Origin of the sequence: [Lactobacillus] rogosae, assembly GCA_900112995.1 — a bacterium.
Classification (GTDB): Bacteria; Bacillota; Clostridia; order Lachnospirales; family Lachnospiraceae; genus Lachnospira; species Lachnospira rogosae.
Map to the genome: position 1 here is coordinate 1 of FONU01000014.1, position 16,584 is coordinate 16,584.

Below are 16,584 nucleotides of genomic sequence, written 5' to 3' on the forward strand. Positions count from 1 at the left end.
CTTGACAGGATACGGATGTATAAGATATATTTAATGTGCAGTTTTGAAGGAGCAATCCTTTAAATAATGAGTTAAGGAACTCAGGTGTAATCCTCGATAGCTCAATGGTAGAGCACTCGGCTGTTAACCGAGTTGTTGTAGGTTCGAGCCCTACTCGGGGAGCTGTAAGAATGAATTCGTGATAGCTCACACTCATTCTTATTTTTTTTAATAGATATTTCGGCTCCATGGTCAAGCGGTTAAGACACCACCCTTTCACGGTGGTATCAGGGGTTCAAATCCCCTTGGAGTCATTTTTTGTTCTTACTATGAATATAATATGTTATGGCGACATAGCCAAGTGGTAAGGCGTGGGTCTGCAACACCCTGATCACCAGTTCGAATCTGGTTGTCGCCTCTTTAACCATCTCACAATTATGTGAGATGGTTTTTTTGTGTAATAGAAAATTCAGATAGAATTCCCTATTATACTGATGTACGCTCGTGCAAAGATGTAGTTAGTCACTGGTGACCGCACTCTGTGCTAGGATGTGCGTTGCACATTCTTTTTGCAATGTGATGTATTATTTATTTTGAAAGATATTTGAGAAAGATATTTGAGATATATTATTTTACAAAGATTTTTGATATGTTATAATATATTAAATAGGTTTTATAAATAAGTCAGAGGTAATGGTGAATAATGAATACAACTAACATTTTTAAGCAGTTCATTAAGAATACTGTGGGTAAGTTTACAAGAATTAAATTCACAAAGAACGGTACTATAAGAAAGATTACAGGAATTGCCGCTATTATATCAATAATGGCAGGGACGACAGCCTGTGGTAACAGAACAGAAGCAGTTATAACAGATAATAATGAAGATATAACAAGTTATAAGGAATATGCTACAGTGGAAGAAAGCAAGGCTTCCAAGTTCCAATATACAGATTTAACAATTAATTCGCTTAAATATATGATGACAGAAGCGGCAGTTAAGAATATATATGGCACACCGGTATCAGAATATGAGTCTACAGAAAAAGACTCTAATGCCAATGCGGAATATTCGGAAAAGGTATGCTCTTATAATGATTTGACTCTTATATTTGTAAAGTTCACAGATGACGGCAGGACAGCTGGAAAGAATGAAAATGGTACATACAAGCTGACAGCGGCGGCATCAGTAAGCGATAAAGATGTATTTTCAAGAGGACTTAAGGTCGGTATGTCGGTTGACTCAATATTAAGCGTATATTACAGGGATCAAGACTATAAGAATAATTATTATACATCAGATGACAGCACAGCAGTGCTGGGTAAATATCTATATGGAAGCTTTACACTAGATGAGCTTGACAAGGTTAATACTAAAGATGCAATTGCTTATGGATTAATTAATTTTAATGGTTATGACAGTGATGAAACAGCAGATAATTATATAATAGAATTTACATATTTTGCACCTGACTATAAAAATGGAACTGCATCAGTAGATGATGATTTTGCACAGATAGCATTTGATATAGATAACAATGGCGTAATAACAGCTATAAGATGGTACTATTATCCACAGCAGTAGTGGAAATTAAGATAATATGTTAAGAAGGAGAAGGACATGAAGAGATTTTCAAGGTGTGTGCTAATATTAATATTAGTAGCAATTCTTAGTGGAGTAAGCGGATATATGTACGAGAACAAGATGATATATCCAATGTATGAATCGACAACACAGTTATATGTTGTGCCTGGAGAAGAAAATGAGGCTTCAATAAGAGCCAATAATGGTGGGTTGAAGGAAGATTTTACTATTATTTTCAAGAGCAGTGTGGTAATATCTGCGGCACAGAGAGTGGCAGGAACATCAGAGGATATAGCACAGTATTTAACAGTTTCATCTCCTGCTAACAGTAATATAGTAGAGATTAAATGCGTCAATCCAGACCAGAATACAGCAAAGAAATATGTTGATGCGGTAGCTACAACAGCAGTTAAGACAACATCTATAATACCGGTTAAGTCAATTCAGATATTATCAGAGGGTACATCTACAGGTGTAGCATTTAAGCCGGATTTATACAGAAATACAATTATAATTACAGCCATTGCAAGTGCAGTATGTCTTTTTATAGAGATAATTGTATGCCTTTGCATAAGTGCATTTAAGTCAAAGGATGAAGATTTTAACCACGAATTTGAATACGAGAGAAGATTTGGTAATGTGGAGTATATTGACCACAAGCCAGACTTAATTGAAACATCTAAAGATAAGAAAGAAAAGGTTTTGAAACATTCTAATAAGAAGAATAAAGATGAAGATATCCTTATTAATATAGAGGATGAAAAGCAAGTCTATGAAGCTGATGATGAAGAAGATTTGGATGAGGATATTCTTCGCGAGGCTGCTCAGGACGAAGATATATTAAAAGATACAGATACAATAGAAGAAGCAGAGGACGAAGCCGATTATGAGGCACAGGCGGAAGTGGCAGCTACTATAAGTGAGGATAATGCAGGCACACAGCTGGATAATGCCAACAAGAACGTAAAGCCAGCATCAGCCAGTACAGTACAGTCTGCTAGCGTAGAAGCACCAGTCAGCACAGCACAGTCTGCTAGCGTAGAAGCACCGGACAGCACAGTACAGTCTGCTAGTGTAGAAGCACCAGTCAGCACAGTACAGTCTGTTAGTGTAGAAGCACCAGTCGATGCAGAACAATCCTCTAGTGCAGAAGTACCAGCCAGAACGGAGACCTTAGCTAGTGCTGTAGAAGTTGAAAAGCCAGTACAGGAAGTTAAAGCTGCAGAGCCAGTCAATGAGGCAGACCAGTCAGCACAAGAGTCTGATGCAGCCAGCCAGAAAGCTAATGTTGTAAGTGAACCAGTGGTTTCAGCCGTTGGAGCAGAAGTTGACAAGGCTCAGCTTAATAATGCAGGCAATAATACAGATTTGAACAATAATACAGATATAAATGATAGCGAAGAGGTTAATTCTGAAAGCAGAAAGTTCAGAATTTTAGGTACAATAAGAAAGTAGTTAAAAGGGTGAAGTCGTATGTATAGTGTAAATGTTGACAAATTAGTTAAAACATCAGAAACACAAGCAGAAAGTCTTTTAGAAATAACAGATAATATTATAGAGGGACTTGGAAATCACAAAGCATTTGCAGTGCTTGGCGGTAAGGTGGATACATTTAAAATAGCCTATAATATTATGGAAAAAGGCAATAAAGTGCTTTTTGTGGACGGAGATATAAGGACAGATGTATTTCTTGGAAAGTATAAGCTTGGCAAGAGTGCGAAGGGTGTGCTTGATTATATTAAAAGACCTGAGAAGAATGAAGAAATAGTCTGTGTAACTAATCACAAGAATTTGAGCCTTATATTTACAGGTATCAATGAAGATGGTGTTGTGACAGATGATGAGATAATGATATTTAAGTCACTTATAGATAAGTATTCTAAAGAATATGATTATATTGTGGTGGACTCAGATGAGGATGGAACACTTGCTGCATTTTGTGGATATGCGGCAATAATAGCTGAAAAGGAAACTTACGATGAGGACGAGCTTAATAACAGAGTTATACAGTTAGAAGATAAGGAGTGTAATGTATTAGGAGTTATTATAAGAGAATAGGTCTATGATTAAATTAGAATGTGGCGATATTATTAAAATGAAGAAGAAACACCCTTGTGGCAGTGACGAGTGGGAAGTTATTAAAGTGGGTGCGGATATTAAGTTAAAATGCTGTGGTTGTATGCATGAGATAATTTTAAAGCGTTCGCTTGTTGAAAAAAATACAAAAAAAATACAAAAATCAGTCAATAATGACTTGTAAGAATTATAATTATGTGCTATAATCAATCCTCGTGATATTATTAATCCTTGTTCTTTTTATATTTTAATAAAAGGGACCTAAAGACCAGAAGGAGGTGCGACGTAGAATGAATAAGTATGAATTAGCATTAGTTGTTAGCGCAAACGTCGAGGATGAAGTAAGAAACGCTACAGTAGAGCAGGTTAAGGAATTAATCACTCGTTTTGGCGGTACAATTACTGATCCAGGTACTTGCGAGAAGAAGAAGCTTGCATACGAAATCCAGCATATGAGCGAAGGATACTACAACTTCATTAAGTTTGAAGCTGATGCAGCTACACCAGCAGAAGTTGAGTCAAGAATTCGTATTATGGAGAACGTTATTAGATTCTTAATCGTTAAAGATGGAGAATAATTGATTGACGTTTAGGCTTACAACTCTTTATAGAAGAGGAGAATAAGTATGAACAAAGTTATATTAATGGGTAGACTGACAAGAGAACCAGATGTACGCTATTCACAGAATGCAGATGGCTCTATGGCAGTAGCAAGATATACATTAGCAGTAGACAGAAGACGTGCAAGAAACAATAATGATGAGCAGTCAGCTGATTTTATCAGTTGTGTTGCTTTTGGTAGATCTGGAGAATTTGCTGAAAAGTATCTTCATCAGGGAACTAAGATTGTTGTTACAGGACGTATCCAGACAGGTAGTTATACTAATAAGGATGGACAGAGAGTCTACACTACTGATGTTGTTGTTGAAGAACAGGAATTTGCTGAAAGTAAATCCGCTGCGTCAGGTGAGACAGCAGCATATACACCATCAAGACCAGAACCAAGCGCTGCTGCTGGGGATGGATTTATGAATATTCCTGATGGCGTTGAAGACGAGGGTTTACCTTTCAATTAAGATAGGAGGTAACTTGATATGCCAGATAAGAAGGCTGAAAGACCAGAGGGTCAGATGAGAAGAAGACCAATGCGCAGAAGAAAGAAAGTATGTGCATTTTGTGCTGATGCAAACAAGGCATTAGATTATAAGGATGTTGCTTTATTAAAGAAGTATGTATCTGAAAGAGGTAAGATTCTTCCTAGAAGAATTACTGGTAACTGTGCTAAGCACCAGAGAGCACTTACAGTTGCAGTTAAGAGAGCTAGACATGTAGCACTTTTACCTTACACAGTAGAATAATTATAATTGTAGGTTAGTATAATCTGCGGTTTAAAGAGCTTTCACAGACGTATATGTTTGTGAAAGCTTTTTTAATTTTATTATACAGATATGTTTAAATATATTTTGGTTATTAACTTTGCCTGTAGGTAAGGCTTAGAATATGTATCTTAATGAAGATAAGGATAATTGTGTAATTGAGCTTTGGGATAGATAATTATTTAATATAGCTTTTAAGACAGATGAAGTTGTGTTATAATTTGCATATGCGTTTGGGCATAGTAGTGTGCTGTATATAAGCAAGCAGGAATTGAGGAATTAATATGAATAATAAGCAAACAAAGTCATTCAAACCATCTGGCAGGCTTAATTCTATATTTTTATGGCCTGTAGGTCTTGGTATATTACTTGTATTACTTGATATATTATTATGTTTTGTGAGTAGTGTGGCAGCGTCAATTGTTGCAGTATTTATAGTTATATATGCCTTTGTCTGTGCGATGATGATATGCTATTTTCGTCCAAGAATAATAAAGGAGATAGTGGAATTTTCTTCCAATTATTCTCAGGTACAAAGACAGCTGCTGTATGAGTTAAGCATACCTTATTGCCTTTTGGATAATAAAGGTAATATTTTATGGATGAATGCTTCTATGCAGGCAAGTATTAACAGAAAGAATGATCTTAATAAAAATATTTCTACAATCATACCTGAGTTATCAGCCAATGTATTCAGGAATTTTGAGGATTTCAAAGAAATCAGGGTCGCATTTAATGACAGGGACTACCGTGTTGAAATGAAGAGAATAAGTGCTGATATAATCACACAAGGTGTTAATATTCTTGCCAAAGATTATAATTCTTCGCTTGTAGCTATGTATATGTTTGATGAAACGGATATTAACCAGTACATACAGAAGATAAGAGATGAAAGGTTTGTAGTCGGGCTTGTATATATAGATAATTATGAAGATGCACTTGAAAGTGTAGATGATGTGCGTCGTTCTTTATTTGTCGGACTTGTAGATAAGAGAGTTAATAAATATTTCTCAGCTGGTGCGGCTATTATAAGAAAACTGGAGAAAGATAAATATCTTGTTGTATTCAGATATAAGTTCCTTGAGAAGCTTCTCGCAGATAAATTCAGTCTTGTGGAAGATATAAAGAGCGTAAAAGTCGGTAATGAAAAGACACTTACATTAAGTATTGCCATAGGAACTGGTGCGGCTGATTATGCCAGAAATTATGATATTGCCAAGGCGGCTATGGATCTGGCACTTGGACGTGGCGGTGACCAGGCAGTTATCAAAGATGGTGAGAAGATATACTATTATGGTGGAAAGAGTCAGCAGATGGAGAAGAATACACGAGTAAAGGTACGTGTAAAAGCCCACGCTTTAAGACAGATATTAGAGGCTAATGACAATGTGCTTATTATGGGACATAATCTGCCAGATATAGATTCATTTGGTTCTGCACTTGGTATATATATTATTGCCAAGAAGTTCGGCAAGGAAGCTCATATTGTATTTGGCGAGATTTCAAGCAGTGTCAGACCATTTATGAACCGTTTTATAGATAAAGAAGAATATCCAGATGATATGTTTATTAAAAAAGAGGAAGCAGAGAATTATCTTACAGCATCAACGGTAGTTATAGTTGTAGATGTGAACAGACCACAGAGAACAGAGTGTCCGCAGCTTCTTGATAAATGTAAGACTATAATTGTATTTGACCACCACAGACGTTCAAGCGATACAATTACTGGTGCGGTGCTTTCTTATGTAGACCCATATGCTTCATCAGCCTGTGAAATGGTCACAGAGATGATACAGTATGTTGATGATGGAATTAAGCTTAAAGCATTTGAGGCAGATGCACTATATGCGGGAATATCAATAGATACAGATGGATTTAACAGCAAGTCAGGTCCACGTACATTTGAGGCCGCGGCATTCTTAAGACGACACGGTGCAGATGTTACAAGAGTAAGGAAAATGCTTAGGAATGATATGAATGAATATAAGGCGATAGCTTCGGCAGTAAGCAAATCAGAGGTATACAAGTCTGCATTTGCTATTACTGTATTTGACGGAGAAGGTCTTGAAAGCCCGACTATAGGTGGTGCAAAGGCTGCGAACCAGCTTCTTGATATATCAGGAATAAAGGCTTCATTTGTTATTACACAATATGAAGATAAATTATATATAAGTGCAAGATCCATAGACGAGGTAAATGTACAGCTCGTTATGGAAAAGCTTGGCGGTGGCGGACATATGAGTATTGCCGGTGCTCAGCTTACGAATTGTACAATACAGCAGGCAGTTAATACAATTAAACTTACTCTCGACAATATGCTTGCTGAGGGCGAGATATAGTATAAGCTTAAGCACAGATAAAGTGCAGAAAAGAGGTTAATTATGGAAGTTATTTTATTAGAAGATGTAAGAACATTAGGTAAAAAGGGACAGATTGTTAAGATAAATGATGGATATGCCAGAAATTATGTTATATCTAAGAAGCTTGGTATAGAAGCTACACCTAAAAATCTTAATGACCTTAAGCTTCAGAAGAAGAGAGAAGAAAAAGAGGCAGCAGAAGAGCTTGCGATGGCTAAAGAGCTTGCTGCAACTATCGAAGATAAATCCGTTACAGTATATATGAAGACAGGTGAGGGTGGAAGAACATTTGGAACAATATCAACTAAGGAAGTAGCCGCAGCTGTTAAGGAACAGCTTGGACTTGAAGTTGATAAGAAGAAGATGAAGCTTGATGAGCCTATTAAGACTTTAGGTACACATATAATTGCACTTAAGCTTCATAAAGATGTAACAGCTAAATTGACTGTTAAAGTAGTGGAGAAATAATACATTTGTATAAGTGAGGAACTATGGAAGAATTAAATATTACCAGAACTATGCCTAATAGTCTTGAAGCTGAGCAATCGGTAATAGGTTCTATGATATGGGACAGGCAGGCTATTATTACTGCGGGCGAAATGCTTATGCAGGATGATTTCTATTATAAGCAGTACGGGATTATGTTTCAGGCTATGGTGGAGATGAATAATGAAGGCAAGCCTGTAGATGTTGTTACTTTACAGGAGAAGCTTAAAGAAAAAGATGTGCCTCCAGAGGTGTATAGTCTTGAATTTGTCAGGGAATTGCTTTCATCAGTGCCAACCTCTGCTAATATAAGACAGTATGCAACGATAGTTAAAGACAAGTCCATTTTAAGAAATATTATAAAAGTTAATGAAAAGATAGCTAATGACTGTTATGCAGGTAAAGACAGCACAGAGGATATACTTGCAGAGACAGAGAAGCGTATATTCGAGCTTGTAAGAAATAAAGGTGCAAGTGATTATACTCCTATTGATAAGGTTGTTCTTGAAGCACTTGATAAGATATCGACAGCGGCTAAGAACAGAGGTGTCGTAACTGGTGTTCCTACAGGCTTTAAGGATCTGGACAGCTATTTATCCGGATTACAGCCATCAGATTTTGTGCTTGTTGCCGCAAGACCATCTATGGGTAAGACTGCGTTTGTCCTTAATGTGGCGGAAAATGTTGCTATTAAACAGGGCATAACAACAGCCGTATTCAGTCTGGAAATGTCAAATGTACAGCTTGTAAACCGTATGCTTTCGCTTGAGTCATCAGTAGATGCCGACAAGCTTAGAAAAGGCCGTCTTGACTCTAATGACTGGGGCAAGCTTATTGAAGGTGCAGATGGAATAGCAAAGTCCAAGCTTATTATTGATGATACACCGGGTATCACGATATCGGAGTTAAGGTCTAAGTGCAGAAAGTACAAAATGGAAAATAATCTTGGCTTAATAATAATCGATTACCTCCAGTTGATGAGTGGTAATGGAAGGACGGAGTCAAGACAGCAGGAAATATCAGATATATCCCGTTCATTAAAGGCACTTGCCAGAGAGCTTGATGTACCTGTAGTTACACTGTCACAGCTTTCAAGAGCGGTAGAACAAAGACCAGACCACAGACCTATGTTATCGGACCTGCGAGAGTCAGGTGCGATAGAGCAGGATGCCGATGTAGTTATGTTTCTTTATAGAGATGATTATTATAATAAGGACACAGAACTTAAAGGTATTGCAGAGATTATCATAGCTAAGCAAAGAAATGGTCCTATAGGAACTGTTAAGATGGCTTGGATACCAGAACAGACAAGATTTGCAGACCTTGCAAAGAATATGGGTTCATAGAATTGATAATGATAAAGTGTATCAATTAGGAAAAACGCGGTTAATATAACTGTTTAGGAATTAATGATTAAAAGTTAATGGTTAAAATAAAACAGCAGGTGTGATAATTCACACCTGCTGTTGTTAGTTATGTATCTTCAAACTACTGTGGGTTTGGAGCACCAACTGGACATACACCAGCACAAGCACCGCAATCTACACATACATCTGCGTTGATTTCATAATGAGCAGCACCTTCGCTGATAGCTTCAACTGGACATCCAGCAGCACAAGCACCACAACTGATACAATCATCACTAATTACATATGCCATAATAATATTCCTCCTTGGATTTATTGTATCCATATTATACGATAGAGTAAGAAAAAATTCAAGACAAAAAAATTAACACAAATCAGGTATTCTTGACATTTTTATTGGGTAATATTATAGTAGTTGTATGTGTCGGAAATATAGACCACACAACCTGATTATAACAGGAATTAATATATATGGAGGAAACAGGTATGGCAAGAGTTACCAAGGACACAACAATTGGTGAAGTTATACAGATTGATGCAGGAGTAATTCCAATTCTTATGGGTGCAGGTATGCACTGTGTTGGATGTCCTTCATCAGCAGGAGAGACATTAGAAGAAGCTGCTATGGTACACGGTATTGACAGCGATATGCTCGTAGAAGAAATCCAGAGCTACCTTCAGTCATTAGGCTAATATTAAAAAAGCTAAAGGCTGCTTAATATTAAAAAGATATCCCATTGTAGTAACATCTGCAATCAGTTTATAACTGGAGACTGGTGTTACTACAATGGGGTATTTTTTATTTTGGTATATATTGGTATAATTATCCGGATTATAAAGCTGTATGCAGATAATCAAAAATGTGCATATGGTAATGTTAACTCCACCAGCGGTTGTATTAGAGGTTAGCTGCAACATTTATCGCGTGCTTGGCTATAATGCAGTCACCGTGCTCTTTAAAGAAGGCAAATAAAGCTTCGTTTGAAGTTTCTTTAAGGGCATATTCTGATAATATGTTACATACCTTATTAAAATCTACAGATGAGCAGCAGCATCTCTGCATAATAAGGTAATATCTGTCACTGCCTGACTTCTTGTAAAGATAGCTTGGATCATTATAAATATGATTAATGACCTTGGAAGCATCAATAAAATCGTCCATAGATTCAAAAGAATATATTCTTGTCTTAGGAACAGGTGCAGCGGGAGCTTTGTGTTCAGTATTATTATCAGAACTGCTTCTGTCGCTGTTGGCAAATTCCTCAGGGATAGCAGTGGTGTCAGGAGCAGTATGCCTGCTTCCAGTGCTGACTGTATTCTCTTTGGAATTGTTGAGGTAATCTCTTACCTTGCTGAATAAATTCATAAGGTCATCACCGATAATCCCACCCTCTGATGTGGTCTTTGTATCCGCATCAAGCTCATCACCTGCGGTAGGCGGAACAGAAGTATCATTATAGGAATTATCATCAATAGTTTCTATATCTGAATAATCATCGTCATAATCATACTCACCATCATCCAAAGGGGAGAACTTAGAGAAGCGTGTATCTAATTCTTCAGGGTTCTCGACCTTTGTTATAATAAGAACAATACAATCAGATGAAATAGGAATTGCTTCAATCATAAGCGGAATATCGTCAGCCTCAAAACCAACCTCATAGGAAGCCTGCTGCATCATATCCCTGAAAAGTTCTTTTGCTTTTTCACTGCCATACGCAAGTTCGCTTATCTTTAATTGTCTAGAAGCAAGATCAGCCTGATTGAGTGTACAACGTATCTGATTCTCATTAACTCTTTCAATCTTCATAACAATCTCCTTTCTTGCGAAGTGCATAGTTAATTATATCTATGAAAATATAATACTCATTTTTCATAGATATGTAAAGGAGTCTGGATGTTTCATAAAATAAAAAATCTCTAAATTTTAAAAATTTCGACAAGAAGTTGTAAAATTGTATTGATAATATATTAAAAGTATGATATAAACTAATCAGAGTAATTTAATTCTATAAGTCAACGGAGGTGAATAACAGGAATTTAGCGATAAGTATGAGATAATAAAGCAATTGGCCAAGACCAATCATTCTAATGTATATTTAGTAAGGCATACCGCACTTGATACATTGCGAGTTGCCAAGGTTATCAGAAAGGCTGATATGGATAGTGACACTATCTTAAGAGAAGCCCGTCTAATTAAGAATCTTAAACATTCCCACATTCCAGTAATTTACGATATTGAAGAAGATGATATAAGTATCTGCATTATTGAAGAATATATATCTGGTAAATCTTTAAGGTCATATATTAATGATACAGACAATATAAAGACAAGTGAGATTTGTGATATAGCAGTTAAATTATGTGACATATTGGAGTATCTGCATAACTGCGATAATGAAATAATTCATCTTGATATTAAACCTGATAATATCATAATTGATGAGCATAATAATGTTAAACTTATAGATTTTGGGAGTTCGATTCACAAAGCTGGATTAACGCAGGCTGGTATGATAAGTCCAGGTTATGCTGCACCTGAGCAGTACAGCGGAAAGGAGCTTACTTATCAGACTGATATTTACAGTGTTGGAATGGTTCTTAAGTTTATGGCTGACAGCAATAGCACAGTCCATAATAAATTATACCCGGTAATTAATAAATGTACCCGTCATAATCAATACAGACGTTATAAAAATGTTAAAGCGTTAAGGTGGGAACTGGAACAAACTGCAAGGTCTGATATTACATTTTTCCAGAAAATAAAATTTATCAATAAAAATGCAATAAATAAAACCAGCAGTATAGCATTAAATAATACATATGTGTCAGGCAGTGTATTAGAAAATTACAAAATAAACAGCATTTATGGAATTAAGAATTACTCTTATATAATTAAAGTATCAGGTAGCAGGAGAGGAATTGGAGTTACCCATACTGTGCTTAGTATGGCACACTGCCTCGGTGATTATGGCTTGAAATGTCTGGTAATAGAAGGTTCGGGAAGAACGGATATATTACAGACGGCATTGGCAGATAATAGTATATGTTCTACATCAGAAGGCCTTCTTATCTGCAGGGGAATATGGCTGATGCCGTCATATGGCAGAGATGAAACGCAGGGTGTTAATTATGATATACAGGATAATTTTGACATTGTAATTATTGACAGTGGAGTTAATTCATTATTTAAGGATTGTGATAATGAATTAAAAAATATTCATATGGATAGTTGTAACGAAAGAGTAATGATAGATAGTTATGGCTATGAGGCAATAATAAATGATAATAATTCAAAAATAATAAATATATGTGTTGTTGGCGGAAAATATGATGTCAGAAGTGAGAGCAGCCTCATAGATGAAACTGATAAAATATGCCATAACAGCATAATATTTGTTAATCTTGTTAATGAAGTGCAGTTTTATGGGTATTCTAATACTATAGCAGATAAGAAAAGCTGTTATAGAGTGCCGTGTATATATGAGTGGTACGAGAATAACGCTGCGTGGACTTTAATTATGAAGGATTTTATGCAGGATAATCTTACTGCTTTATGGGAGAACATAGATGCAGGACAAAAAAAGGAGTTATATAAAATATTATATGAAAAAATATGGGTTATCATGCAAAAGATTAAGACAAATAAAAGAATTAAAACATATAAAGGGATTGAAGCAGAAAAGAAAGAGCAGGGAATTACTAAATCAGTATAAAAATGTGAGAATATCTGATAATGTAAGGACTATAGGAGTAGCAGGGCTTTGTGACAGTGCAGGTGCAACTTATGTGACTATTATGCTGGCAGTGTTTTTTACAAGTGTATTAAAGAGAAAGACGGCTGTTGCAGGTGACATTAAGACATATGTGCTCATGAAAGAGCAGATGTGTGCAGGAAGAACAGTACGTTGTAAGAAGATGGTATCAAGACATGCCTACAGTATTAATGGGATAGACTTTTACGGGGTTCTGAATGACAATAGTTTTAATATATTAAAAGATAATTATGATATAGTAATAATAGATATAGATTTTGGTGATGCCAAGGATACATTTGCAAGAATGACTGCTACACTGGCAGGGTGTGACAAGAAAATGCTTATAGGGTCAATGCTTCCGTGGAAATTCAAGGAGTGTATTAAAAAGATTGAGAGAATGGGCAGATTTCTTCATATAAAGGGATTAACTATGTATACATTGACCAATGGCACAAAAGAGAATGAGCAGTTATTGCAGGATTATGGAGTGAAGGTGGAATTAACACCGATAGAGCGCAATCCTTTTATGATAAGTGGAGAAAATCTTCACTGGTTTATGAAACTGTTAGTACCTTCCTATAAAGGTTATAATGGGGAAATAAGATAATATCACAAAAATAATATCACGGACAATTTAATAAAATGAGTATATCAATATTATTTATAATAGATTAATTAAAGATATATTCAGAAAAATGTATTAATGAAAAATATGTTAATAAATATAACAGAAAAATACATTAATATAAGTTAAAGGCGTCCCTTCGCCATACAATATACAAGGCGGGGTTAAATACATTTTGACCCTGCCAGTATTAAATGATACAATACTTCTGCAAAGATACTGTATATAGTCAGAATAATAAATATTATTGTTAATGCAATAAAGGCATATATTTAATGTCAGATCGGGCACTTCGTATACTTAATGAAGAAATACAATAAAGTCAATTATTTAGTGTCAGAGCGTGAGCGTAATAAATAACAGTATAGACAGGAATGGAGATAAGAATGAGAAGCAGAAGGAAACACAGATATAGAACCGGACTGATAGCAGTTGTGGCAGTGGTTGTTCTTGCCGCACTGGCAGCAGGTACATTTTTAGTAAAAAGATACGCTCCATCTAAGGAATGGATGGACGGTTATAAATATTTTGAGGTTGATAGTAATACCGATAAGACATTCGTTATAATTGATAATAAAAGTTACAGTGATATCGGAGTTATGAGAGATGATGTGTTGTATCTACCGGTGGATTTTGTGTCTGATTATATAAATGTAAGATTTTATTATGACAAAGAAAGTAACGCTGTTTTGTATACAGATGACAGCAGGACATATATATACGAGCCTGACAGCACAGGGTATAAGGACAGCGATGGTAATACATATGATAGTGAATATAAGATAGCGTGTGAGATAGATGGCACAATGTATATAGCATTTCAGTATGTGGCAGATTATACGAACTGCACATATGCATATGGAAGCAAGCCTTCAAGATTGTCTGTTAATATGATTAACGGAGAGGTCAGCAGGGTTACAGCTAAGAATGATATGTATATACGATACAGAGGCGGCGTTAAAAGTGACATTTTAGAGCAGATTAATAAAGGTGACAGCGTATATTATGTAGAAAGCTTTGACGACTGGATAAAGGTAATAAGTGCTACTGGGTACACGGGTTATGTAAAGAGCAGTGATGTAAGTGAAGTGTATACAGAAGTTCCGGATAATACATATGAGTCAGAGTATGCAGGGCTGTCAATAAGCCAGAAGGTTAAGCTTGGCTGGTTTCAGGTTGCTGGTACGGCTGGCAATGATAACTATACACAGCTTACAGGTCTGTCTAATATAAATGTTATCGCTCCAACCTGGTACAGCATTGCATCAGAAAATGGCAGTATGAGTAATTACTCATCGGCTTCGTGGGTTAATGCTATGCACAACAGAGGGTTACAGGTGTGGCCTTTAGTGGACGATTTTAATAAGTCAGTAGATTTTAAGGCGTTATATTCAAGCAGGACAGCAAGAAAGACAATGATTGATACGCTTATTAAAGATGCGAGGGTATATGGATATGACGGAATTAATCTTGATTTGGAAAATGTTAAGAGTGATTATGCTAAGGATTTCCTGCAATTTGTAAGAGAGTTGTCGGTTGAGTGCCATAAGAATAATATTATATTGTCAACAGATAATTACAAGCCGGAGGCATATAACAGCTGTTATAATCTTAAGGAGCAGTCAGATTATGTGGATTATGCAATTGTTATGGCATATGATGAGCATTATGCAGGTTCTGAGGCCGGTTCAGTTGCTTCACTTCCATTTGTTAAGGAAGCAGTTGAAGATATGACAGCATTAGTACCGGCTGATAAGGTTGTTGTAGGTATACCTTTCTTTACAAGAATATGGAGCGTATCACAGACTTCGACAACAAGCAGTGCAGTTGGTATGCAGGCGGCTATTGATGAGCTTAACAAAGACGGACAGACAGCCATATGGAATGATGATGCAGGACAGTATGTATGCTCATATGATAAAAATGGAGTAATCAGGAAGATATGGTTTGAGGAAGACAAATCAATCGAGGAGAAACTTAAGGTCGTAGTTGATAACAATACGGCAGGAATTGCGGTATGGAAGCTAGGACTAGAGAAAGCTTCTGTGTGGAATGTAATTAACCAGTATATTAATGATTAATTATAAATATTAGTATGTCGGAAATGCTTTAAGTACTTATAATTAATGAATAGTATTAAATAGATTAAAGGAATTGCGATGGCACAAAGCGCATACATTTTAATAAATGTGTAGTTGTGTGATAGTTATGCGTCCTGAATTAAAAATAGTACTGGTAGCAGTTGAGATTATTGTTGTTATAGCCGCGGCTTTAGCATTAGAGCAATGTGGCACAGGTTCTGGAAATTCAGACAAAGGATATATAAGCGGTGAATACTCCGGCGGGGCACAGGAAAATATTGATTATGAGGCAAAGACAGTTGCCATAGACAGCGGACACGGCGGTATTGACCCTGGAAAGATAAGTGCTGATGGCATACTTGAAAAAGATGTCAATCTGGCAATTGCTTCAAAATTGAAAATATTACTTGAACAGTCGGGAATTACTGTTATAATGACTAGGGCAGACGATAACGGATTGTATCAGGAAAGTGACAGTAATAAGAAAGCAGCTGATATGAAGAAACGATGTAGTATTATTAATGGAAGCAAAGCAGATATTGCAGTAAGCATACACCAGAACAGTTATGTAGGAGAAGCCTCTAAGGGTGCACAGGTATTTTATTACAAGCAGTCTGAGGAGGGAAAGAAGCTTGCTGGAATTATTCAGAAGAATATGATTAAAGAGCTTGATAATACTAATAAAAGAGTTGAAAAACCCGATTCTGCTTACTATATGCTGCGCAATACGCAGGTGCCAACGGTTATTGTCGAGTGTGGATTTCTGTCTAACAGGGAAGAAGCGTATAAGCTTAACAATGATGAATACCAGCAGAAGACTGCGTACAGCATATACTGTGGAATAATTGAATATCTAGGACAGAATTAAAGATTATGACGTAAGTTCCAGAA

Annotated in this window: 17 protein-coding genes and 3 tRNA genes; 18 read left to right on the forward strand and 2 right to left on the reverse strand. The window is 36.2% G+C overall.

Annotated elements, in window-relative coordinates:
• Positions 1–90: 90 nt before the first annotated feature.
• From BM157_RS07110 to dnaB, 13 genes are all read left to right on the forward strand, one after another.
• Positions 91–162, forward strand: a tRNA-Asn gene (locus BM157_RS07110).
• 59 nt (positions 163–221) lie between these two features.
• Positions 222–293 (forward strand) — tRNA-Glu (locus tag BM157_RS07115).
• Positions 294–326: 33 nt separating this feature from the next.
• Positions 327–397, forward strand: a tRNA-Cys gene (locus BM157_RS07120).
• A 285-nt stretch (positions 398–682) separates the two neighbouring features.
• Positions 683–1,564, forward strand: coding sequence for a hypothetical protein (locus tag BM157_RS07125; RefSeq protein ID WP_090140475.1), 882 nt, complete (start codon positions 683–685; stop codon positions 1,562–1,564).
• Positions 1,565–1,600: 36 nt separating this feature from the next.
• Positions 1,601–3,019: a YveK family protein gene (locus tag BM157_RS07130; protein WP_090140477.1), complete on the forward strand. Its 1,419-nt coding sequence runs from the start codon at positions 1,601–1,603 to the stop codon at positions 3,017–3,019.
• Positions 3,020–3,037: 18 nt separating this feature from the next.
• Positions 3,038–3,622 carry an AAA family ATPase gene (locus BM157_RS07135; RefSeq protein WP_022501471.1) on the forward strand — a complete coding sequence of 195 codons (585 nt, stop codon included), beginning with the start codon at positions 3,038–3,040 and terminating at the stop codon, positions 3,620–3,622.
• Between the two features lie 4 nt (positions 3,623–3,626).
• Positions 3,627–3,824, forward strand: coding sequence for a DUF951 domain-containing protein (locus BM157_RS07140; protein WP_022501470.1), 198 nt, complete (start codon positions 3,627–3,629; stop codon positions 3,822–3,824).
• A gap of 106 nt (positions 3,825–3,930) precedes the next feature.
• Positions 3,931–4,218, forward strand: coding sequence for a 30S ribosomal protein S6 (rpsF, locus tag BM157_RS07145; protein ID WP_022501469.1), 288 nt, complete (start codon positions 3,931–3,933; stop codon positions 4,216–4,218).
• A 48-nt stretch (positions 4,219–4,266) separates the two neighbouring features.
• Positions 4,267–4,716: a single-stranded DNA-binding protein gene (locus BM157_RS07150; protein WP_055307073.1), complete on the forward strand. Its 450-nt coding sequence runs from the start codon at positions 4,267–4,269 to the stop codon at positions 4,714–4,716.
• 18 nt (positions 4,717–4,734) lie between these two features.
• Positions 4,735–4,998: a 30S ribosomal protein S18 gene (gene rpsR, locus BM157_RS07155; protein WP_022205046.1), complete on the forward strand. Its 264-nt coding sequence runs from the start codon at positions 4,735–4,737 to the stop codon at positions 4,996–4,998.
• Positions 4,999–5,300: 302 nt separating this feature from the next.
• The gene (locus BM157_RS07160; RefSeq protein ID WP_090140479.1) at positions 5,301–7,355 is read left to right on the forward strand and encodes a DHH family phosphoesterase; all 2,055 of its coding nucleotides are present in this window, start codon (positions 5,301–5,303) and stop codon (positions 7,353–7,355) included.
• A gap of 42 nt (positions 7,356–7,397) precedes the next feature.
• Positions 7,398–7,844, forward strand: coding sequence for a 50S ribosomal protein L9 (rplI, locus tag BM157_RS07165; RefSeq protein WP_090140481.1), 447 nt, complete (start codon positions 7,398–7,400; stop codon positions 7,842–7,844).
• Between the two features lie 23 nt (positions 7,845–7,867).
• Positions 7,868–9,208, forward strand: a complete 1,341-nt coding sequence (gene dnaB, locus BM157_RS07170) for a replicative DNA helicase (protein ID WP_022501465.1) — start codon at positions 7,868–7,870, stop codon at positions 9,206–9,208.
• A gap of 142 nt (positions 9,209–9,350) precedes the next feature.
• Here the strand turns inward: dnaB and BM157_RS07175 are convergent, their stop codons facing one another.
• Positions 9,351–9,521 (reverse strand): DUF362 domain-containing protein, encoded by a 171-nt coding sequence (locus BM157_RS07175; RefSeq protein WP_022501464.1) that lies wholly within the window; start codon positions 9,519–9,521, stop codon positions 9,351–9,353.
• Between the two features lie 194 nt (positions 9,522–9,715).
• On the opposite strand from BM157_RS07175, the gene BM157_RS07180 reads away from it, so the two are divergent.
• Positions 9,716–9,922 (forward strand): DUF1858 domain-containing protein, encoded by a 207-nt coding sequence (locus BM157_RS07180; RefSeq protein ID WP_022205867.1) that lies wholly within the window; start codon positions 9,716–9,718, stop codon positions 9,920–9,922.
• A 205-nt stretch (positions 9,923–10,127) separates the two neighbouring features.
• Here the strand turns inward: BM157_RS07180 and BM157_RS07185 are convergent, their stop codons facing one another.
• The gene (locus BM157_RS07185; RefSeq protein WP_022501463.1) at positions 10,128–11,039 is read right to left on the reverse strand and encodes an adaptor protein MecA; all 912 of its coding nucleotides are present in this window, start codon (positions 11,037–11,039) and stop codon (positions 10,128–10,130) included.
• Between the two features lie 250 nt (positions 11,040–11,289).
• On the opposite strand from BM157_RS07185, the gene BM157_RS07190 reads away from it, so the two are divergent.
• From BM157_RS07190 to cwlD, 4 genes are all read left to right on the forward strand, one after another.
• Positions 11,290–12,945 carry a serine/threonine-protein kinase gene (locus tag BM157_RS07190; RefSeq protein WP_318255864.1) on the forward strand — a complete coding sequence of 552 codons (1,656 nt, stop codon included), beginning with the start codon at positions 11,290–11,292 and terminating at the stop codon, positions 12,943–12,945.
• Between the two features lie 4 nt (positions 12,946–12,949).
• Positions 12,950–13,594 (forward strand): hypothetical protein, encoded by a 645-nt coding sequence (locus BM157_RS07195; protein ID WP_055173806.1) that lies wholly within the window; start codon positions 12,950–12,952, stop codon positions 13,592–13,594.
• 404 nt (positions 13,595–13,998) lie between these two features.
• Positions 13,999–15,693, forward strand: a complete 1,695-nt coding sequence (locus BM157_RS07200) for a glycosyl hydrolase family 18 protein (RefSeq protein ID WP_318255855.1) — start codon at positions 13,999–14,001, stop codon at positions 15,691–15,693.
• Between the two features lie 127 nt (positions 15,694–15,820).
• The gene (gene cwlD, locus BM157_RS07205; RefSeq protein ID WP_022501459.1) at positions 15,821–16,561 is read left to right on the forward strand and encodes an N-acetylmuramoyl-L-alanine amidase CwlD; all 741 of its coding nucleotides are present in this window, start codon (positions 15,821–15,823) and stop codon (positions 16,559–16,561) included.
• Positions 16,562–16,584: the final 23 nt, after the last annotated feature.